Origin of the sequence: Enterobacter sp. AG326 (genome assembly GCF_004362415.1) — a bacterium.
Classification (GTDB): Bacteria; Pseudomonadota; Gammaproteobacteria; order Enterobacterales; family Enterobacteriaceae; genus Enterobacter; species Enterobacter asburiae.
Window position 1 is genome coordinate 145,682 of sequence record NZ_SNXG01000006.1, and the last position, 19,988, is coordinate 165,669.

Here is a 19,988-nt window from a genome sequence, read left to right on the forward strand (position 1 = left end):
TTAACGCGCGTTTTGCTTGATGAAGTCGTGAATGCTGGTGTCCTGCGCCATATCGGCGATGGTGTCGGTCAGCACGCTGTTCACGGCGTTAGCAATGTTCTGGTTAGAAGCCTGGAAGGCACCTTCAACAGAGTAGCTGGCGCGGTAGTTTTTGGTCATCTTGTTGCCATTCTTCGCGGTGGCAATGATGGCGATATCCGCTTTGGTCGCAATGTTGTAGCGCACGTTGCCCTGAGACACGTCAGCGTACAGGTTGTTGACGATGATCTGCAGATCGACCGCGCCGCTTGGGCCAATCATGTAGCCGCGAGCGGTCATCTGTTTCTCCAGCACTTCCTGGAGCAGGAAGCGCAGGTCGCGGGACGCGGTGAGGGTAACCTGCTGATTATCGCGGGTCACTTTAGCCAGCGCCTGATCCTGACGCTGATCGGCACCGTTAATGCTCACGGTAACGCCCATCAGGCTTGGGTCCTGCTGAGGCAGGGTGATTTTTGGTGAGACATCAATAGTGGTTGGCGGGGTAGCGCAGCCTGCCAGCATGAAAAGGGCTACCAACGGAAAGAAGAGTTTTTTTAACATTTTCGGGTTCTCAACGAATCGTAAGCATATAAAGAGAAAAATTGCCGCCATCATAACATCGCCAACGGCGAGGGGAAGTGGTCAACGCATGTAAATTCATCGCCTTGTCCGAAAACTGACCAGATCACCCTTTTTCCCAATCCGTGTATGACAAAACGTATGAGTCTCACAGTGAACTTCATTCGTTTGAATGAGAAAATCAGACGAAAGCTAAATATTTGTTGTCAAGGTGTAATGGAAACGGTAAAAGCGGCTAACATTTAAAGGGATGGGTGACATCCTGGCGTTGTCGGAGGAGTAATTTCATGATGATACGTGAGCATATAGAAGATAAATTAAGGGCAGCGTTCAACCCTGTGTTCCTCGAAGTCGTCGACGAAAGCTATCGTCATAACGTGCCGGCAGGTTCTGAAAGCCACTTTAAAGTGGTTCTGGTTAGCGATCGCTTCACGGGAGAACGTTTCCTGAATCGACACCGCTTGATCTACAGCACCTTGACGGAAGAACTCTCCACGACCGTGCATGCGCTGGCACTGCATACCTATACCATTAAGGAATGGGAAGGTTTGCAGGATACGGTTTTCGCATCGCCGCCCTGTCGCGGTGCAGGCACTATCGCCTGATAAATCGGATTTGCAACGGCTGGAGCTTTTCCAGTATGTTGCTTACAGATTTCCTCAAAACGGCCTCCGGGCCGTTTTGTTTTGTTTGAGTTTTGAGCAGATGGTGCGATTTTAAGGCTAAAAATAGCCTTAAAGTGTGAAAAAAGCCGCAGCAACATGCCCCAACCGTTCTCGACTCACCTAAGTGATGCCGCTATAATGCCGCGTCTTATTGAATGTCTTCGGGATGATTCTGGCGACAGGGAATGTGAATCTGCACTAAGAGAGCATCCCGGTATAACAGACAGATTCAGAGTTGACCGAGCACTGTGATTTTTTTGAGGTAACAAGATGCAAGTTTCAGTTGAAACCACTCAAGGCCTTGGCCGCCGTGTAACGATTACTATCGCTGCTGACAGCATCGAAACTGCTGTGAAAAGCGAGCTGGTCAACGTAGCAAAAAAAGTACGTATTGACGGCTTCCGCAAGGGCAAAGTACCAATGAATGTTGTTGCTCAGCGTTATGGCGCTTCCGTGCGTCAGGATGTGCTGGGTGAACTGATGAGCCGCAACTTTATTGATGCGATCATCAAAGAAAAAATCAATCCGGCCGGCGCGCCGAACTACGTTCCAGGCGAATACAAACTGGGCGAAGACTTCACCTACTCCGTAGAGTTCGAAGTGTACCCGGAAGTTGAGCTGAAAGGTCTGGAATCTATCGAAGTTGAAAAACCAGTTGTTTCCGTGACTGACGAAGACGTTGACGGCATGCTGGATACCCTGCGTAAGCAGCAGGCGAACTGGAAAGAGAAAGAAGGCGCTGTTGACGCTGAAGACCGTGTCACCATCGACTTCACCGGTTCCGTAGACGGCGAAGAGTTCGAAGGCGGTAAAGCGTCTGACTTCGTACTGGCTATGGGCCAGGGTCGTATGATCCCAGGCTTCGAAGACGGTATCAAAGGCCACAAGGCTGGCGAAGAGTTCACCATCGACGTGACCTTCCCGGAAGAATACCACGCTGAAAACCTGAAAGGGAAAGCAGCGAAGTTCGCTATCAACCTGAAGAAAGTTGAAGAGCGCGAACTGCCAGAACTGACTGAAGAATTCATCAAGCGTTTCGGCGTGGAAGATGGTTCCGTAGCGGGTCTGCGTACCGAAGTGCGTAAGAACATGGAACGCGAACTGAACGGCGCGGTGCGTAACCGTGTGAAATCTCAGGCGATCGAAGGTCTGGTGAAAGCCAACGAAATCGACGTTCCGGCTGCCCTGATCGACAGCGAAATCGACGTTCTGCGCCGTCAGGCTGCACAGCGTTTCGGTGGCAACCAGCAGCAAGCGATGGAACTGCCACGCGAGCTGTTCGAAGAGCAAGCGAAACGCCGCGTTGTTGTTGGCCTGCTGCTGGGCGAAGTGATTCGTACCCACGAGCTGAAAGCTGACGAAGAGCGTGTGAAAGGCCTGATCGAAGAGATGGCTTCTGCATACGAAGATCCATCAGAAGTGATCGAGTTCTACGGTAAGAACAAAGAGCTGATGGACAACATGCGCAACGTTGCCCTGGAAGAGCAGGCTGTTGAAGCGGTACTGGCGAAAGCGAAAGTGACCGAAAAAGCGACCTCTTTCAACGAACTGATGAACCAGCAGGCGTAATTTCGCCCCAACGGTTTAAAGTTTGAACAGAAAACCCGTTGCCTTGCGGCAGCGGGTTTTTTTTATCGCAGCGATAGCCCAGGAAGAGTGCTAAAACGCCCTTTCGGTGTTAGCGTAACAACAAAAGGTTGTTATGCTTGAAATAGGGCACTGTGAACCCAATAAGTACGTAATCATGATGAATGAGACTGGCTGATAATCCGTCCGTAAGGTTACAATCAGTACAGCAGGTGTTTTCAATTTTGATCCAGGAGACGGAAATGTCATACAGTGGCGAACGAGATAACTTTGCACCCCATATGGCTCTGGTGCCAATGGTTATTGAACAGACCTCACGTGGTGAGCGTTCTTTTGATATCTATTCCCGTCTGCTCAAGGAACGCGTTATCTTTCTGACCGGCCAGGTGGAAGACCACATGGCTAACCTGATCGTGGCGCAGATGCTGTTTCTGGAAGCGGAAAACCCGGAAAAAGACATTTACCTGTACATTAACTCCCCGGGTGGCGTGATTACAGCAGGTATGTCCATTTATGACACCATGCAATTCATCAAGCCTGATGTAAGCACTATCTGTATGGGTCAGGCTGCATCTATGGGCGCATTCCTGCTAACAGCAGGGGCGAAAGGTAAGCGTTTCTGCTTGCCAAATTCCCGCGTGATGATTCACCAGCCGCTGGGCGGTTACCAGGGGCAGGCGACGGATATCGAAATCCACGCCCGCGAAATTCTGAAAGTAAAAGCGCGCATGAATGAACTTATGGCGCAGCATACGGGTCAACCACTCGAGCAGATCGAGCGCGATACCGAGCGCGATCGCTTCCTCTCTGCTCCAGAGGCAGTTGAGTACGGCTTAGTCGACTCCGTGTTGACCCATCGTAATTGATGCCCGCGACGCGAGTGTGCCGCTATACTAAGGTAGGGCGGCACGCTGCTGATTGCAGCTTGCGTCTTAGAATGGCATTTGCGTCGTCATGTGCGGCACAAAGAACTTAAAAAGAGGTTTGGACTCATGACAGATAAACGCAAAGATGGTTCGGGCAAACTGCTGTACTGCTCTTTTTGCGGCAAAAGCCAGCATGAAGTGCGTAAACTGATTGCCGGGCCGTCCGTGTATATCTGCGACGAATGTGTCGATTTATGTAACGACATCATTCGCGAAGAGATTAAAGAAGTCGCACCGCACCGTGAGCGCAGCGCGCTGCCAACGCCGCATGAAATTCGTCATCACCTTGACGACTACGTCATCGGACAGGAGCAGGCCAAGAAAGTGCTGGCGGTAGCGGTCTATAACCACTACAAACGTCTGCGTAACGGCGACACCAGCAATGGCGTAGAACTGGGTAAAAGTAACATTCTGCTGATCGGCCCAACCGGTTCCGGTAAAACGCTGCTGGCTGAAACCCTGGCGCGCCTGCTTGATGTTCCGTTCACGATGGCGGATGCCACCACCCTGACCGAGGCCGGTTATGTGGGTGAGGACGTCGAAAACATCATCCAGAAACTGCTGCAGAAGTGCGATTACGACGTACAGAAAGCCCAGCGCGGGATTGTTTACATCGATGAGATCGACAAGATCTCCCGTAAATCTGACAACCCGTCCATTACCCGTGACGTATCGGGTGAAGGCGTACAGCAGGCACTGCTGAAGCTGATCGAAGGTACGGTTGCCGCGGTTCCGCCACAGGGTGGTCGTAAACATCCGCAGCAGGAGTTCCTGCAGGTTGATACCTCCAAGATCCTGTTCATCTGTGGCGGTGCGTTTGCTGGTCTGGACAAAGTTATCTCCCACCGTGTTGAAACCGGCTCCGGCATTGGTTTTGGCGCAACGGTGAAATCGACGTCCGAAAAACCAAACGAAGGCGAACTGCTGTCTCAGGTTGAACCGGAAGATCTGATCAAGTTCGGTCTGATCCCTGAATTCATCGGCCGTCTGCCGGTAGTGGCAACGCTGAATGAGCTGAGCGAAGACGCGCTGATCCAGATCCTGAAAGAGCCGAAAAATGCGCTGACCAAGCAGTATCAGGCGCTGTTCAATCTGGAAGGCGTCGATCTGGAATTCCGTGACGAAGCGCTGGATGCTATTGCCAAGAAAGCGATGGTCCGTAAAACCGGTGCGCGTGGTCTGCGTTCAATTGTTGAAGCGGCACTGCTCGACACCATGTACGATCTGCCGTCGATGGAAGACGTTGAGAAAGTGGTGATTGACGAGTCCGTGATTAGCGGCCAAACCAAGCCGCTGCTGATTTACGGCAAACCGGAAGCGCAGCAGGCATCTGGCGAATAATTAACCAAATCATACAAGCAGTTAATCAAAAAGGGGGGATTTTATCTCCCCTTTACTTTTTCCGTATTCATAGCGTTGAATGTGTGGGAAACATCCCCATATACTGGATACATGTTAATGGTTATGTGAAGCACAGTGACATGACCAGCTTACCTGGCGGACACTAACTAAGAGAGAGCTCTATGAATCCTGAGCGTTCTGAACGCATTGAAATCCCCGTATTGCCGTTGCGCGATGTGGTGGTTTATCCGCACATGGTCATACCCTTATTTGTAGGGCGGGAAAAATCTATCCGTTGCCTCGAAGCCGCCATGGATCATGATAAAAAAATCATGCTGGTGGCGCAGAAAGAAGCATCAACGGATGAGCCGGGTGTAAACGATCTTTTCACCGTCGGGACCGTGGCCTCTATTTTGCAGATGCTGAAGCTGCCTGACGGCACCGTAAAGGTGCTGGTAGAAGGCCTGCAGCGTGCGCGTATTACCACTCTGTCAGATGACGGCGAGCACTTCTCTGCAAAGGCAGAGTACCTTGATTCGCCTGAGCTTGATGAGCGTGAACAGGAAGTGCTGGTTCGCACCGCGATTAGCCAGTTTGAAGGCTATATCAAGCTGAACAAGAAAATTCCACCAGAAGTGCTGACGTCGCTGAACAGCATCGACGACCCTGCGCGTCTGGCGGACACCATCGCTGCACATATGCCGCTGAAGCTGGCTGACAAACAGTCCGTGCTGGAAATGTCCGACGTTAACGAACGTCTGGAATACCTGATGGCGATGATGGAGTCTGAGATCGATCTGCTGCAGGTTGAGAAGCGCATTCGCAACCGCGTCAAAAAGCAGATGGAGAAATCTCAGCGTGAGTACTATCTGAATGAGCAAATGAAGGCCATTCAGAAAGAGCTGGGCGAGATGGACGACGCTCCGGACGAAAACGAAGCGCTGAAGCGTAAGATCGACGCGGCGAAGATGCCGAAAGAGGCGAAAGAGAAGGCTGAAGCAGAACTGCAGAAGCTGAAAATGATGTCTCCAATGTCGGCTGAAGCGACCGTTGTACGCGGCTACATTGAGTGGATGGTGCAGGTTCCGTGGAACGCCCGCAGCAAGGTCAAAAAAGACCTGCGTCAGGCGCAGGAAATCCTGGATACCGATCACTACGGCCTGGAACGCGTGAAAGACCGCATTCTTGAGTACCTCGCGGTACAAAGCCGTGTAAACAAAATTAAAGGCCCAATTCTGTGCCTGGTTGGACCGCCGGGGGTGGGTAAAACCTCTCTGGGTCAGTCCATCGCCAAAGCGACCGGACGTAAGTATATCCGTATGGCGCTGGGTGGCGTACGCGATGAAGCGGAAATCCGCGGTCACCGCCGTACCTACATTGGCTCTATGCCGGGTAAACTGATCCAGAAGATGGCGAAAGTGGGGGTTAAAAACCCGCTGTTCCTGCTCGATGAGATCGACAAGATGTCGTCGGACATGCGCGGTGACCCTGCGTCTGCGCTGCTGGAAGTGCTTGATCCAGAACAGAACGTGGCGTTCAGCGATCACTACCTGGAAGTGGACTACGACCTGAGCGATGTGATGTTCGTGGCGACCTCCAACTCCATGAACATTCCGGCCCCGCTGCTGGACCGTATGGAAGTGATCCGTCTCTCCGGTTATACCGAAGATGAGAAGCTGAACATCGCTAAGCAGCACCTGCTGCCGAAACAGATTGAGCGTAACGCGCTGAAAGCCAACGAGCTGACCGTTGAGGACAGCGCGATTATCGGCATCATTCGCTACTACACCCGTGAAGCGGGCGTGCGTAGCCTTGAGCGTGAAATCTCCAAACTGTGTCGCAAAGCGGTGAAACAGCTGTTGCTGGATAAGAGCCTGAAACACATTGTGATTAACGGCGACAATCTGCATGCGTACCTGGGCGTTCAGCGCTTCGACTACGGTCGCGCGGACAACGAAAACCGCGTAGGCCAGGTGACTGGCCTCGCATGGACGGAAGTGGGCGGCGATCTGCTGACCATCGAAACCGCCTGTGTGCCGGGCAAAGGCAAGCTGACCTACACCGGCTCGCTGGGTGAAGTGATGCAGGAATCCATCCAGGCGGCGCTGACCGTGGTGCGCGCGCGCGCGGAGAAACTGGGTATCAACCCTGATTTCTACGAAAAACGCGACATCCACGTGCACGTTCCTGAAGGGGCGACGCCGAAAGATGGCCCAAGTGCGGGTATTGCCATGTGTACCGCTCTGGTTTCCTGCCTGACAGGTAACCCGGTGCGTGCCGATGTGGCAATGACCGGTGAAATCACGCTGCGTGGTCAGGTTCTGCCGATTGGTGGTTTAAAAGAAAAACTGCTGGCGGCACACCGCGGTGGGATCAAAACCGTATTGATCCCTTACGAAAACAAACGCGATCTGGAAGAGATTCCGGATAACGTGATTGCCGACCTGCAGATCCATCCTGTGAAACGAATTGAGGAAGTTCTCAGTCTCGCATTGCAGAATGAACCCTCCGGAATGCAGGTTGTAACCGCAAAATAGTGACCTCGCGCAAAGAGCGTCAATAAAAACAAGGCTGGTAAGTCATTTCGCACTTGCCAGCCTTTTTTTGTATAGCTAATTTAGATTGCTGATTAGGTCAGCCATCAACAACGGGTGTTGTAAGGTCATGGCAGGCCTGATATAACTGCTGCGCGGTCGCGTTGTGAAGGATTCAGGCGCGATATAAATTATAAAGAGAGGAAGAGAACAGTGAATAAATCTCAACTGATTGACAAAATTGCTGCTGGTGCTGATATTTCTAAAGCTGCAGCTGGACGTGCGTTAGATGCCTTAATTGCTTCTGTTACTGAATCTCTGCAGGCTGGGGACGACGTTGCACTGGTAGGCTTCGGTACTTTTGCTGTTAAAGAGCGTGCTGCCCGTACTGGCCGCAACCCTCAGACCGGTAAAGAGATCACCATTGCTGCTGCTAAAGTGCCGGGTTTCCGTGCAGGTAAAGCGCTGAAAGACGCAGTAAACTGATTGCTTTCCCGTTTCAGGGAAGCCGGAAAGTACAAGGGCGCATCATTTGATGTGCCTTTTTTGTTTGTCCAGACCTGATTTGTGCGAGTTTATGCGAGTTGTGGGCTGACAATCGCCCCGTTTTCTTGTCACAATACGCCTTCACGCGCGACGGGCAGGATTTTCCGTCAGCGTCAGGTAACCAGTCACCTACAGCGGAGTGTTGTTACACCATGATGGACAGCTTACGCACGGCTGCTAACAGTCTCGTGCTCAAGATTATTTTCGGTATCATTATCGTGTCGTTCATATTGACCGGCGTGAGCAGTTACCTTATTGGCGGTGGCGCAAACTACGCCGCAAAAGTGAATGGCCAGGAAATCAGCCGTGGTCAGTTCGAGAATGCTTTTGCCGGTGAACGTAACCGTATGCAGCAACAGCTGGGCGACCAATTCTCTGAACTGGCGGCGAACGAAGGGTACATGAAGACCCTGCGCCAACAGACACTGAACCGTCTTATCGACGAAGCGCTGCTTGATCAGTATGCCAAAAAACTGGGCCTTGGCATCAGTGATGAGCAGGTGAAAAAAGCCATCTTCTCCACGCAAGCCTTCCAGTCTAACGGTAAATTCGACAATGCGCGTTACAACAGCATCGTCAATCAGATGGGGATGACGGCCGATCAGTACGCTCAGGCGCTGCGTAACCAGCTGACTACCCAGCAGCTCATCAATGCCGTTGTGGGCACCGATTTCATGCTCAAAGGTGAAACGGACGAACTGGCCGCGCTGGTGGCGCAGCAGCGTGTTGTACGCGAAGCGACCATTGATGTGAACGCCCTGGCGGCGAAACAGCAGGTGAGCGATGCTGACGTTAACGCTTACTACGAGCAGAACAAGAATTCCTTTGTTTCTCCAGAGCAGTTCCGCGTGAGCTATATCAAGCTGGATGCGGCCGCACTGCAGGAAACCGCGTCTGATGCTGAAATCCAGTCTTACTACGATCAGCATCAGGATCAGTTCACTCAGCCGCAGCGTAACCGCTACAGCGTGATTCAGACGAAAACCGAGGCCGATGCTAAAGCGGTGCTGGATGAGCTGAACAAAGGCGCTGATTTCGCGACCGTTGCGAAAGCGAAATCCACCGACATTATCTCTGCGAAAAACGGCGGTGATATGGGCTGGCTGGAAGACGCGACCACTCCTGACGAGCTGAAAAATGCCGGTCTGAAAGAGAAAGGTCAGCTGTCAGGCGTCATTAAGTCTTCCGTTGGTTTCCTGGTCGTGCGTCTGGACGACATCACCGCGGCGAAAACCAAGCCGCTGGCTGACGTTCGCGATGATATCGCGGCGAAAGTGAAACAGGAAAAAGCGCTGGATGCCTATTACGCGCTGCAGCAGAAGGTGAGCGATGCTGCCAGCAACGACAACGAATCTCTGGCAGGTGCAGAGCAGGCGGCGGGCGTGAAGGCGGTTGAGACGGGCTGGTTTGGTCGTGACAACCTTCCGGAAGAGCTGAACTTCAAACCGGTTTCTGATGCTATCTTCAACGGCGGTCTGGTGGGTGAGAGCGGCACGCCGGGCAGTAACTCTGACATCATTACCGTCGACGGCGATCGTGCGTTTGTGTTGCGCGTCAGCGAACACAAGCCAGAAGCGGTCAAACCGCTGGCGGAAGTGAAGGATCAGGTTGTCGCTCAGGTTAAGCACAACAAAGCGGAACAGCAGGCGAAACTGGATGCTGAGAAGATTCTGTCTGACCTGAAAGCGGGTAAAGAAGACGCGCTGAAAGCGGCTGGCCTGAGCTTCGGTGAAGCGAAAACGCTGAGCCGTACCGGCCAGGACCCAATCAGCCAGGCCGCGTTTGGTCTGACGCTGCCTGCCAAGGACAAGCCAAGCTTCGGTACCACCACCGATACGCAGGGCAACGTCGTTCTGCTGGCGCTGGATGAAGTGAAAGCCGGCACCCTGCCAGAAGCGCAGAAGAAAGCAATGGTTCAGGGAATTACCCAGAACAATGCTCAGATTGCCTTCGAAGCCATGATGAGCAACCTGCGTAAAGAAGCCAAAATCAAGCTGGGTGATGTGATGACTCAGCAGCAGTAATTACGTGTCTGCTCGCAGATTTTCGTAACGCTCTGCAAAAACTAAAGGCCGCTTTCGCGGCCTTTTCCATTTCTGCAATCTGCTGTTTGTGCAGGTTTTAACTGGCGGATATCGTGACGTGGCTGTCAACAAACAAGGAGATAACAGCATGAAATGTGGATTCAAAGCACTGTTAATTACGCTGGCTATTGCCACCACCGGGATGAGTGCGGGTGCGATGGCGTCGGCCCCCGCCGCCAAAACACAAGCTACCCAGAGCAAGTCCGACGCGGCAGCGCCGGTGCAAGGGCAAACCAAAGCGACAGACGCCGGTAAAAGTGCGGATGATGACGGTACGCGGGTCAGTATCAATTCGGCCTCAGCGGAAGATCTCGCCCGCGCGATGAATGGCGTGGGCCTGAAAAAAGCGCAGGCCATCGTCAGCTACCGCGAAGAGTATGGTCCTTTCAAAACGGTCGACGATCTCAAGCAGGTGCCGGGCATGGGCAGCGCGCTGGTTGAGCGCAACCTCTCACACCTGACGTTGTAATTACGCAATTTCTTGCACTGCGGCAAAATTTTGCCAGGATAAAGAGGTCATACCAGTTATGACCTCTCTTCCTACAATAACAGTAAAGGCTATTGCGCTATGCAGACAAAAATCAAAGTACGCGGTTTTCATCTCGACGTTTATCAGCATGTGAACAACGCTCGCTATCTTGAGTTTCTTGAAGAAGCGCGCTGGGACGGGCTGGAAAACAGCGAAAGCTTTCAGTGGCTGACCGCGCACAACATCGCGTTCGTGGTCGTCAATATCAACATCAACTACCGACGTCCGGCCGTGCTGGGTGATGTGCTCACGGTCACCAGCCAGGTGCAACAGATCAATGGCAAAAGCGGGGTGTTAAGCCAGGTGGTGACGCTCGATCCAGAAGGGCAGGTGGTGGCAGATGCGCTGATCACGTTTGTCTGTATCGATCTGAAAACGCAGAAAGCGCTACCGCTGGAAGGGGAATTGCGGGAAAAGCTGGAGTTGATGATCGCGTAAGACATGTCAAGGCGTACTCGTGCTGTCGATACCTGTTTGCGACAGCACGGTCAAGTAGCCCTATTTAAGACCGGTCTTTTTCTGCATCGCGGCCATCACGCCGGATTTATCGGCAAGATAGTGGTTTAGCCCATTAGCGCGCAGATTACAGGCCGCACACTGGCCGCAACCGTCGCCTTTGATACCGTTATAGCAGGTGAGCGTTTCGCTGCGAACAAGGTCCAGCTTGCCCCAGTAGTCCGCCAGCGCCCAGGTTTCGGCTTTATCCAGCCACATGAGCGGAGTTTCAAACCGCGTCTCTTTCGCCATCCCCAGATTGACGGCGTGGTTTAACGCTTTCACGAACTCATCGCGACAGTCCGGGTAGCCGGAGAAGTCGGTCTCGCACACGCCCGTGATCACCGCTTCGGCTTTTACCTGGTAGGCATAGATCGCCGTAAGGGTCAGGAAGAGGATATTACGGCCCGGCACGAAGGTGTTTGGAATGCCGCTGGCATCGGGTTCGTAGTCAGGTACCGGGATACTGTCGCGGGTGAGGCTGCTCACGGCCAGTTCATTTAACAGCGTAACGTCCAGCACCTTGTGCGCGCGTGCGCCCAGTTTCAGGGCTAGTTCACGAGCAACGTCGATTTCAGCGCGATGACGCTGACCATAATCGAAAGTGACACAGTGAACTTCATCGTACTGATGAAGGGCTTGGACCAGGCAGGTAGTAGAGTCTTGTCCTCCGCTGAACACGACGACGGCACGTTTCATAAATCATCTCGACTGTTACGGTAAAAACGTTATGTTACCGTCTGACCACGACGGCGACCAGCTTCTTCACGATTTGGGAGCGGGCAGCCAGGCTTCGGTAAAGTCAAACCAGCCGCGGGTGTTGAGGCGTATACCATTCACGCCAGGCGGAGCACTGATTTGGTATTGATAATTAAAGAGTGGCGTCAGCACCGCACTCTCCATTAGCCGGTTGAAGATGGCTTGCAGCCCCGCGTGTCTATCCCGAGCCTCGGCCTGAGTCTGTACTGCATCCAGCGTGGCTTGCAGATGAGCGTAAGCCGGAGCGCTAAGAACGTGCGGCCAGAGGGCATCGCAGCGCAGCCACTGTTCAAGCGTATATTCCGGCGCTTCGCCAATTAGCCTGTCCCCCATCATGATGTCTGCATCGGCAAGCTCCAGGCATCCGTCCCACGTCTTGGCGTCGTGAAAGATGACGGTCAGTTCACACCCCTGTAGCGTCAGGTATGCTTTCAACTGGCTGGCCATGGTGTGAAGCTCAACAGGGAGATGGTAAACCAGCGTCAACGCCTCAGGGAGGGTTACGTCCGATAGATCAGGCCATTCGGGGATTGTCCAGTCGGGAAGCAGTTCCTGGGTGGGCGTGATGAGCCCTTCGTTTAGCGGAAGTGTGTGGAGAAGCCTGGAGAGATGAATGATATTGATAAGCCGTTTTGCCTGGATCTCACTCAGGCGCGCGCTCTGTTTTAGCGTGAGGTAACAGAACCCCAGGCTGGTGCTGCTGCTTACCAGCCGCAGACTTTCCAGCTCGTCAGCCTCGCCGATCGCGATTTGCACCGGGTGGCGACAGCTGGTGCCCAGGCTGTAATCAAAAAGCTGGGGAGTGATCCAGTATTCGATGGCTTTGAGCAGCGGATGGCTCAGGTGATACTGCTCATGGCTTTCCAGACGAACCAGGTCGGGCTCAAAGCCGGCCAGCCGAAACGGGCCACTGCCAACCGCAGGATGGTCGGGATGCGCCAGACGGCTACAGTAGGTTGCCAGCCTGTGCGGCAGCCAGTAGTCCGGTTGATGCAGCGTAAACGTCAGACACTGTGGATGCGTTGTTTCAATGCATAAGACGCTCTGAAACAGAGTGCGCAGGGCAGGAAGCGTCAACAGCGCTGTCAGACTTCGCTGGAGTTGCGCCGTTTCTATTTTATCGCCGTTATGCCAGTGCAGGGTGGAGCGAATGTAGAAATGCCAGCGCAGGCCGTCATCAGAGACATCCCAGTGATGCGCCAGATCGCCCGCGGGTTCACTGCTGTTACCGTTAAAACGCGTCAGGCCTGAGAAGACCTGTCCCGCCAGATGCTGCTCTGCCCGGCCCGGTAAAAACCCCGGCTGAAGCGGCTCCAGCGAGCGATAGTAGGGAATGCGCAGCGTCGGCGTGTCGTTTTGCCACTGCCCGCCCAAAAAAGGATGCAGTAATGACCGCAGCGCTTCAGGGGCAAGCTGGGCCAGTTCCAGCGCGTTATGCTGCTGCCCGCTTTTCAGCGCCTCTTCCATCATCGCATTACGCAGTGACTCCGGGGCGACATGGAACGTTAGCTCACCGCGCTTACCGCGGCCAGACTGCGCTCGCCAGCTGAGCCAGCCCGCTTCCTGAGCCTGGCGCAGCAGGGTTCGGACATGCCGCTCGCTGCAAAAACAGCGGGCGGCAAGCTCGCTGATGGTGACCTGTTGCGTTGCACCCAGGGAAGGCTGCCAGAGGCGGTGATACTGGTTGAGTCGATTGAGCTGGCGCATAAGAAACCCGGAACAATAATTATCATCTATTCACTATTACTTCCGTATATCTCACACGATACTGATGCACAAGTTAACCGCATCACATTTCGGGAGTAATCATGGCTCGGCTCGCTGCATTTGATATGGACGGTACGCTGTTAATGCCGGATCACCGTTTAGGGGAAAAAACCCTGAACACGCTGAAGCGCCTGCACGAGCGTCATGTCACCCTGACGTTTGCCACTGGCCGCCATGTGCTGGAGATGCGCCATTTGCTGGGGGCGTTCTCCCTCGACGCCTTTCTGATCACCGGCAACGGGACGCGCATTCACTCCGTAGAAGGCGATGTGCTGCACCGGCAGGATCTCAACCCGGAAGTGGCGGACATCGTTCTGCACAGCACCTGGGACACGCAGGCCAGCGTCCACGTCTTTAACGATCGGGGCTGGTTCACCGGAAGCGAAATCCCGGAATTATTGCACGCGCATGTTTACAGCGGCTTTAAATACCAGCTTATCGATCTGCGTCGGATCCCCGCCCATGCGGTAACTAAGATCTGCTTCTGCGGCGATCACGACGATCTGTGCCGCTTAAGGATTCAGCTGAATGAGGCGCTGGGCGACCGGGCGCACCTGACCTTCTCGGCGGTGGATTGTCTGGAAGTGCTGCCGGTGGGCTGTAACAAAGGCTCCGCTCTGGCGGTGCTGAGCGACCACCTGGGCTTAACGCTGCAGGAGTGTATGGCGTTTGGTGACGCCATGAACGACCGCGAAATGCTGGGTAGCGTAGGTCGCGGTCTGATCATGGGGAATGCGATGGCGCAGCTGAAAGCAGAACTTCCCCATCTGCCGGTTATTGGCCACTGCCGCAATGAAGCAGTGTCCCATTTTTTGACACATTGGCTGGACAACAACAACCTCCCGTATTCCCCCGAATAGTGAGACCCTTCCAGCAAGCCAGACTTAGGTCTGGCTTTTTTTATTTCACAAGCTGTGCAATCTGCGCTTTCCACGGGGCGATATCGCCGATGTTGGCCTGCACCCACTCCGCGTTGTAGTAGGTATCGAGATAACGCTCGCCGCTGTCGCACAGCAGCGTGACGATGGAACCGGTGCGGCCCTCTTCGCGCATACGGGCGGCAAGCTGCAGTGCGCCCCACATATTTGTGCCCGTCGATGCACCCACCTTGCGGCCCAGCTGCGTTTCCAGCCAGTGCGCCGTTGCCACGCTTGCGGCATCCGGCACGCGAATCATCTCATCCACGACGTCGGGGATGAAAGAGGGCTCCACGCGCGGGCGGCCAATCCCTTCAATTTTACTGCCCACCGGGCTGCGCAGACCGGCATCGCGGTTTTGCCAGTAGTCGAGGAACACGGAGTTCTGCGGGTCAACCACCATCAGTTGGGTATCGTAGCCCTGACAGCGGATATAGCGTCCAATCGTGGCTGACGTGCCGCCGGTACCGGCGCTCATGACGATACAGGACGGAACCGGATGCGGTTCGTGGGTCATCTGGCGGAAAATACTGTCGGCAATGTTGTTATTGCCGCGCCAGTCCGTCGCGCGCTCGGCGAAGGTGAACTGGTCCATATAGTGGCCGTTCAGCTCGCGGGCCAGCATTTCGGAGGCTGCGTAGATTTCGCAGGCGCTTTCCACAAAGTGGCAGCGTCCGCCGTAAAATTCGATCTGTTCGATTTTGCGTTTTGCGGTGCAGGACGGCATTACCGCGATAAACGGCAGGCCCAGCAGGCGGGCGAAATAGGCTTCGGACACCGCCGTTGAACCGGACGAAGATTCAATAATAGTGGTGCCTTCTTTAATCCAGCCGTTACATAAACCGTATAAAAACAGCGAGCGCGCCAGGCGATGCTTCAGGCTGCCGGTGGGATGGGTGCTTTCATCTTTCAGATAGAGCTGAATGCCGTCAAATCCCGGCAGGGAAAGGCGAATCAGGTGCGTATCCGCCGAGCGCTGATAGTCGGCATTGATTTCGCTGATCGCATGTTTAACCCAGGTGCTATTCATCATCGTTATCCGTTTGTCATTTTGTGCCTAGGATAGCGAAAAGCACAGAAAAAATTGTTGCTATCTGGCCTTTAAAATAGAATGAAGAGAGAAAAATTTTCTCTGTGAGGTGGGTATGCTAGATAAAATTGACCGCAAGCTCCTTTCATTGCTGCAAAATGACTGTACCCTCTCTTTGCAGGCGCTGGCAGATGCCGTTAATCTGACCACCACCCCGTGCTGGAAGCGGCTTAAGAAGCTGGAAGATGACGGCATTCTTCTGGGGCGCGTCGCGTTGTTAGATCCCGAAAAACTGGGGCTTGGGCTGACGGCGTTTGTGCTGATAAAAACCCAGCATCACAGCAGCGACTGGTATTGCCGCTTCGTCACCCAGGTGTCGGAGATGCCCGAGGTGCTCGGTTTCTGGCGAATGGCCGGAGAGTACGATTACCTGATGCGCGTCCAGGTGGCCGACATGAAGCGCTATGATGATTTCTACAAGCGGCTGGTGAACAGCGTCCCGGGCTTGTCGGACGTCACCTCAAGCTTCGCCATGGAACAGATTAAATACACCACAGCATTACCTATTGAATAACTTCGTAAAATACCTTCAGGAACAAACCGCGTGCGATTATTTGCCCAACTAAGCTGGTACTTTCGTCGGGAGTGGCAACGCTACCTCGGCGCAGTATTCCTGCTTATTATCATTGCCATCCTACAGCTGATCCCGCCGAAAGTGGTAGGGTACGTCGTGGATGGCGTCACCGAACAGCATTACACCACCGCACGGGTGTTGATGTGGGTCGGCACGCTGGTGCTGACGGCCGTCATTGTTTATCTGCTGCGCTACGTCTGGCGCGTGCTGCTGTTTGGTGCGTCCTATCAGCTGGCCGTTGAGCTGCGTGAAGATTTTTACCGCCAGCTGAGCCGACAGCATCCCGAATTTTATCTGCGTCATCGCACCGGGGATCTCATCGCCCGCGCGACAAACGACGTCGATCGCGTGGTCTTTGCCGCCGGGGAAGGGGTGCTGACGCTGGTGGACTCGCTGGTGATGGGCTGTGCGGTGCTGATCGTGATGTCCACGCAGATCAGCTGGCAGCTAACCCTGCTCGCCCTGCTGCCTATGCCGATCATGGCGCTGGCGATCAATCGCTATGGTGAACAGCTGCACGAGCGCTTTAAGCTGGCGCAGGCGGCGTTTTCATCTCTGAACGATCGCACCCAGGAGAGCATGACCAGCATCCGCATGATCAAAGCGTTTGGTCTGGAAGACCGGCAGTCTGCGCTGTTTGCCGCCGATGCGGCAGACACGGGGGCGAAAAACATGCGCGTCGCGCGTATCGACGCCCGTTTTGATCCGACGATTTATATCGCAATCGGCATGGCAAATATGCTGGCCATTGGCGGCGGAAGCTGGATGGTGGTGCAGGGCACGCTTACCCTGGGGCAATTGACCAGCTTTGCGATGTATCTGGGTCTCATGATCTGGCCGATGCTGGCGCTGGCCTGGATGTTTAACATCGTGGAGCGCGGGAGCGCCGCCTACAGCCGCATTCGCGCCATGCTGGCCGAAGCGCCGGTGGTCATCGACGGTAGCGAAGCCGTACCGGAAGGGCGCGGCGTCATGACCGTCGACGTCCGCAAGTTTGTCTATCCGCATACGGAGCATCCGGTGCTGGAGAACGTCAGCTTTACCCTGCAGCCAGGGCAAATGCTGGGCATCTGCGGCCCGACGGGATCCGGCAAAAGTACCGTACTCTCTCTGCTTCAGCGCCACTTTGACGTCACCGAGGGCGATATCCGCTTCCACGATATTCCCCTGACCAGACTGCTGCTTGACGAGTGGCGCGGTCGCCTGGCGGTCGTCAGCCAAACGCCGTTTTTATTTTCGGACACCGTGGCGAACAACATTGCCCTGGGACGCCCTGCGGCAACTCAGGAAGAAATTGAGCATGTGGCGCGTCTGGCCAGCGTACATGATGATATTTTGCGTCTGCCGCAGGGGTACGAAACGGAAGTCGGGGAACGCGGCGTCATGCTGTCCGGCGGGCAAAAGCAGCGTATCTCGATTGCCCGCGCGCTGCTGCTGAACGCTGAAATTCTGATCCTGGATGATGCGCTTTCCGCCGTGGATGGCCGTACCGAGCATCAGATCCTGCATAACCTGCGCCAGTGGGGCGACGGACGCACGGTGATAATCAGCGCCCACCGTTTGTCGGCGCTCACCGAAGCCAGCGAAATTGTGGTCTTACAGCACGGGCACATTGCCCAGCGCGGGCAGCATGAAACGCTTACCGAGCAGCCGGGCTGGTATCGCGATATGTACCGCTATCAACAGCTTGAGGCGGCGCTGGACGATGCACCGGAGCAGAATGAGGAGGCCGCCAATGCGTAAGATCGGAACGATGTGGCCAACGCTCAAACGTCTGCTGGCCTACGGCTCGCCGTGGCGTAAACCGCTCTCCGTGGCCGTGCTTTTACTCTGGATTGCGGCGATTGCTGAAGTGAGCGGTCCGCTGCTCATCAGCTATTTTATCGACAACATGGTCGCCAAAAGCTATCTGCCGCTGGGGCTGGTGGCGGGCTTAGGCGTGGCCTACGTTGGCTTACAGCTGACGGCAGCAGGGCTGCACTATGCGCAGTCGCTGCTGTTTAACCGTGCAGCCGTGGGCGTTGTTCAGCAGCTGCGTACGGATGTAATGGACGCGGCGCTTCGCCAGCCGCTCAGCGAATTTGATATCCAGCCGGTCGGGCAGGTGATTTCGCGCGTGACCAACGATACCGAGGTGATCCGCGATCTGTACGTCACCGTGGTGGCAACCGTACTGCGCAGCGCGGCGCTGATTGGCGCGATGCTGGTGGCGATGTTCAGCCTCGACTGGCGCATGGCGCTGGTGGCGATCGCTATTTTCCCGGCGGTGCTGATTGTCATGGTCATTTACCAGCGCTACAGCACGCCGATTGTGCGTCGGGTGCGCGCGTATCTGGCCGACATCAACGATGGCTTCAACGAAGTGATCAACGGCATGAGCGTCATCCAGCAGTTCCGCCAGCAGGCGCGCTTTGGCGAGCGCATGGGCGAAGCCAGCCGATCGCACTACATGGCGCGCATGCAGACGCTGCGGCTCGACGGTTTCCTGCTGCGTCCGCTGCTCAGCCTTTTCTCTGCGCTGGTGCTTTGCGGGCTGCTGATGCTCTTTGGCCTGAGCTCAAACGGTACGATCGAAGTGGGCGTGCTGTACGCCTTTATTAGCTATCTGGGACGCCTTAACGAGCCGCTGATCGAGCTCACCACCCAGCAATCGATGCTGCAACAGGCGGTAGTTGCCGGTGAACGCGTGTTTGAGCTGATGGACAGGCCGCGCCAGGCCTACGGCAATGACGAGCGACCTCTGCAAAGCGGGACTATCGCCTTTGATAACGTCTCGTTTGCCTATCGCGAAGACCGGCTGGTGCTGCAGGACATCACGCTTGACGTTCCGTCGCGCGGTTTCGTGGCGCTGGTGGGGCATACCGGCAGCGGTAAGAGCACGCTTGCAAGCCTGTTGATGGGCTATTACCCGGTCACGCACGGCGAAATCCGCCTCGACGGGCGCCCGCTCGCGTCTCTCAGCCACACCGTGTTGCGTAAAGGCGTCGCGATGGTGCAGCAGGATCCGGTCGTGCTGGCCGATACCTTCTACGCGAACGTGACCCTTGGCCGAGACTACTCCCAGGAGCAGGTCTGGGACGTGCTGGAGAAAGTGCAGCTGGCAGAGCTGGCGCGCGGGTTTAGCGATGGGATCAATACCAAACTGGGCGAGCAGGGGAACAATCTCTCCGTCGGGCAAAAGCAGCTCCTGGCGCTGGCGCGGGTGCTGATTGAAACGCCGCAGATTCTGATTCTGGATGAAGCCACGGCCAGTATTGATTCCGGCACCGAGCAAGCCATCCAGCAGGCGCTGGCCGCCGTACGTGACCATACCACGCTGGTGGTGATTGCCCACCGTCTTTCCACGATCGTCGATGCCGATACCATTCTGGTGCTACATCGCGGACAGGCCGTTGAACGCGGTACGCACCGTGAACTGCTGGAAGCAAAAGGGCGCTACTGGCAGATGTACCAGCTGCAGCTGGCGGGCGAAGAGCTGGCGGCCAGCGTGCGCGATGAAGAGTCGCTTAGCGCCTGATGCACTAAAATGAGGCGTCGCGCTAACAGTCATTCCTGTTGGTGCAAAACTGAAACGCAC

Annotated in this window: 17 protein-coding genes; 13 read left to right on the forward strand and 4 right to left on the reverse strand. The window is 55.0% G+C overall.

From position 1 onward, the window contains the following. Entirely contained in the window at positions 1-579 is a 579-nt protein-coding gene (locus tag DFO52_RS17885) for a lipoprotein (RefSeq protein ID WP_023310568.1), read from the reverse strand. 305 nt (positions 580-884) lie between these two features. Between DFO52_RS17885 and bolA the strand changes: the two genes are divergently transcribed. From bolA to DFO52_RS17935, 9 genes are all read left to right on the forward strand, one after another. Continuing rightward, the gene (bolA, locus tag DFO52_RS17890; RefSeq protein WP_021241655.1) at positions 885-1,202 is read left to right on the forward strand and encodes a transcriptional regulator BolA; all 318 of its coding nucleotides are present in this window, start codon (positions 885-887) and stop codon (positions 1,200-1,202) included. Between the two features lie 330 nt (positions 1,203-1,532). Beyond that, the gene (gene tig / locus DFO52_RS17900) at positions 1,533-2,831 is read left to right on the forward strand and encodes a trigger factor (protein ID WP_023310569.1); all 1,299 of its coding nucleotides are present in this window, start codon (positions 1,533-1,535) and stop codon (positions 2,829-2,831) included. A gap of 260 nt (positions 2,832-3,091) precedes the next feature. After that, positions 3,092-3,715 carry an ATP-dependent Clp endopeptidase proteolytic subunit ClpP gene (clpP, locus tag DFO52_RS17905; RefSeq protein ID WP_010428105.1) on the forward strand — a complete coding sequence of 208 codons (624 nt, stop codon included), beginning with the start codon at positions 3,092-3,094 and terminating at the stop codon, positions 3,713-3,715. Positions 3,716-3,841: 126 nt separating this feature from the next. Then, positions 3,842-5,116: an ATP-dependent protease ATP-binding subunit ClpX gene (gene clpX / locus DFO52_RS17910; protein ID WP_023310570.1), complete on the forward strand. Its 1,275-nt coding sequence runs from the start codon at positions 3,842-3,844 to the stop codon at positions 5,114-5,116. Between the two features lie 182 nt (positions 5,117-5,298). Then, positions 5,299-7,653, forward strand: coding sequence for an endopeptidase La (lon, locus tag DFO52_RS17915; protein WP_023334706.1), 2,355 nt, complete (start codon positions 5,299-5,301; stop codon positions 7,651-7,653). 210 nt (positions 7,654-7,863) lie between these two features. After that, positions 7,864-8,136, forward strand: a complete 273-nt coding sequence (gene hupB, locus DFO52_RS17920) for a nucleoid-associated protein HU-beta (RefSeq protein WP_002444653.1) — start codon at positions 7,864-7,866, stop codon at positions 8,134-8,136. A 212-nt stretch (positions 8,137-8,348) separates the two neighbouring features. After that, entirely contained in the window at positions 8,349-10,220 is a 1,872-nt protein-coding gene (gene ppiD, locus DFO52_RS17925; protein WP_133550883.1) for a peptidylprolyl isomerase, read from the forward strand. 148 nt (positions 10,221-10,368) lie between these two features. After that, positions 10,369-10,749, forward strand: coding sequence for a helix-hairpin-helix domain-containing protein (locus tag DFO52_RS17930; protein WP_133550884.1), 381 nt, complete (start codon positions 10,369-10,371; stop codon positions 10,747-10,749). A 99-nt stretch (positions 10,750-10,848) separates the two neighbouring features. Further along, complete coding sequence (locus DFO52_RS17935; protein ID WP_024906822.1) at positions 10,849-11,247, forward strand: YbgC/FadM family acyl-CoA thioesterase; 399 nt, start codon at positions 10,849-10,851, stop codon at positions 11,245-11,247. Positions 11,248-11,307: 60 nt separating this feature from the next. On the opposite strand, the gene queC is transcribed toward DFO52_RS17935, so the two are convergent. Together queC and DFO52_RS17945 are read right to left on the reverse strand one after the other, a co-directional pair. Next, entirely contained in the window at positions 11,308-12,003 is a 696-nt protein-coding gene (gene queC / locus DFO52_RS17940; RefSeq protein ID WP_023310577.1) for a 7-cyano-7-deazaguanine synthase QueC, read from the reverse strand. A gap of 66 nt (positions 12,004-12,069) precedes the next feature. Next, the gene (locus tag DFO52_RS17945; protein ID WP_133550885.1) at positions 12,070-13,770 is read right to left on the reverse strand and encodes an SgrR family transcriptional regulator; all 1,701 of its coding nucleotides are present in this window, start codon (positions 13,768-13,770) and stop codon (positions 12,070-12,072) included. Between the two features lie 101 nt (positions 13,771-13,871). Here DFO52_RS17945 and cof point away from each other — a divergent pair, with 101 nt between their 5' ends. Beyond that, positions 13,872-14,690: an HMP-PP phosphatase gene (cof, locus tag DFO52_RS17950; RefSeq protein WP_133550886.1), complete on the forward strand. Its 819-nt coding sequence runs from the start codon at positions 13,872-13,874 to the stop codon at positions 14,688-14,690. 40 nt (positions 14,691-14,730) lie between these two features. Here the strand turns inward: cof and DFO52_RS17955 are convergent, their stop codons facing one another. After that, entirely contained in the window at positions 14,731-15,780 is a 1,050-nt protein-coding gene (locus DFO52_RS17955; protein WP_243737948.1) for a PLP-dependent cysteine synthase family protein, read from the reverse strand. Positions 15,781-15,892: 112 nt separating this feature from the next. On the opposite strand from DFO52_RS17955, the gene DFO52_RS17960 reads away from it, so the two are divergent. Genes DFO52_RS17960 through DFO52_RS17970 form a run of 3 tightly spaced genes read left to right on the forward strand, consistent with a single transcriptional unit; the run spans position 15,893 to position 19,928 of the window. Then, entirely contained in the window at positions 15,893-16,351 is a 459-nt protein-coding gene (locus tag DFO52_RS17960; protein ID WP_029739897.1) for an Lrp/AsnC family transcriptional regulator, read from the forward strand. Between the two features lie 30 nt (positions 16,352-16,381). Further along, the gene (locus DFO52_RS17965; protein WP_133550887.1) at positions 16,382-18,154 is read left to right on the forward strand and encodes a SmdA family multidrug ABC transporter permease/ATP-binding protein; all 1,773 of its coding nucleotides are present in this window, start codon (positions 16,382-16,384) and stop codon (positions 18,152-18,154) included. After that, on the forward strand, positions 18,147-19,928 hold the full coding sequence (locus DFO52_RS17970) for a SmdB family multidrug efflux ABC transporter permease/ATP-binding protein (RefSeq protein WP_133550888.1): 1,782 nt from the start codon (positions 18,147-18,149) through the stop codon (positions 19,926-19,928). The genes DFO52_RS17965 and DFO52_RS17970 overlap by 8 nt, the downstream gene beginning before the upstream one ends. Positions 19,929-19,988 lie beyond the last annotated feature (60 nt).

What these genes read in the sequence shown, in the direction of transcription:
- cof (WP_133550886.1), top strand. Translation starts at nt 13,872, where the DNA reads ATGGCTCGGCTCGCTGCATTTGATATGGACGGTACGCTGTTAATGCCG.
- DFO52_RS17945 (WP_133550885.1), bottom strand. Translation starts at nt 13,770, where the DNA reads ATGCGCCAGCTCAATCGACTCAACCAGTATCACCGCCTCTGGCAGCCT.
- DFO52_RS17970 (WP_133550888.1), top strand. Translation starts at nt 18,147, where the DNA reads ATGCGTAAGATCGGAACGATGTGGCCAACGCTCAAACGTCTGCTGGCC.
- DFO52_RS17930 (WP_133550884.1), top strand. Translation starts at nt 10,369, where the DNA reads ATGAAATGTGGATTCAAAGCACTGTTAATTACGCTGGCTATTGCCACC.
- ppiD (WP_133550883.1), top strand. Translation starts at nt 8,349, where the DNA reads ATGATGGACAGCTTACGCACGGCTGCTAACAGTCTCGTGCTCAAGATT.
- tig (WP_023310569.1), top strand. Translation starts at nt 1,533, where the DNA reads ATGCAAGTTTCAGTTGAAACCACTCAAGGCCTTGGCCGCCGTGTAACG.
- DFO52_RS17960 (WP_029739897.1), top strand. Translation starts at nt 15,893, where the DNA reads ATGCTAGATAAAATTGACCGCAAGCTCCTTTCATTGCTGCAAAATGAC.
- queC (WP_023310577.1), bottom strand. Translation starts at nt 12,003, where the DNA reads ATGAAACGTGCCGTCGTCGTGTTCAGCGGAGGACAAGACTCTACTACC.
- bolA (WP_021241655.1), top strand. Translation starts at nt 885, where the DNA reads ATGATGATACGTGAGCATATAGAAGATAAATTAAGGGCAGCGTTCAAC.
- DFO52_RS17955 (WP_243737948.1), bottom strand. Translation starts at nt 15,780, where the DNA reads ATGATGAATAGCACCTGGGTTAAACATGCGATCAGCGAAATCAATGCC.
- DFO52_RS17935 (WP_024906822.1), top strand. Translation starts at nt 10,849, where the DNA reads ATGCAGACAAAAATCAAAGTACGCGGTTTTCATCTCGACGTTTATCAG.
- clpX (WP_023310570.1), top strand. Translation starts at nt 3,842, where the DNA reads ATGACAGATAAACGCAAAGATGGTTCGGGCAAACTGCTGTACTGCTCT.
- clpP (WP_010428105.1), top strand. Translation starts at nt 3,092, where the DNA reads ATGTCATACAGTGGCGAACGAGATAACTTTGCACCCCATATGGCTCTG.
- DFO52_RS17885 (WP_023310568.1), bottom strand. Translation starts at nt 579, where the DNA reads ATGTTAAAAAAACTCTTCTTTCCGTTGGTAGCCCTTTTCATGCTGGCA.
- lon (WP_023334706.1), top strand. Translation starts at nt 5,299, where the DNA reads ATGAATCCTGAGCGTTCTGAACGCATTGAAATCCCCGTATTGCCGTTG.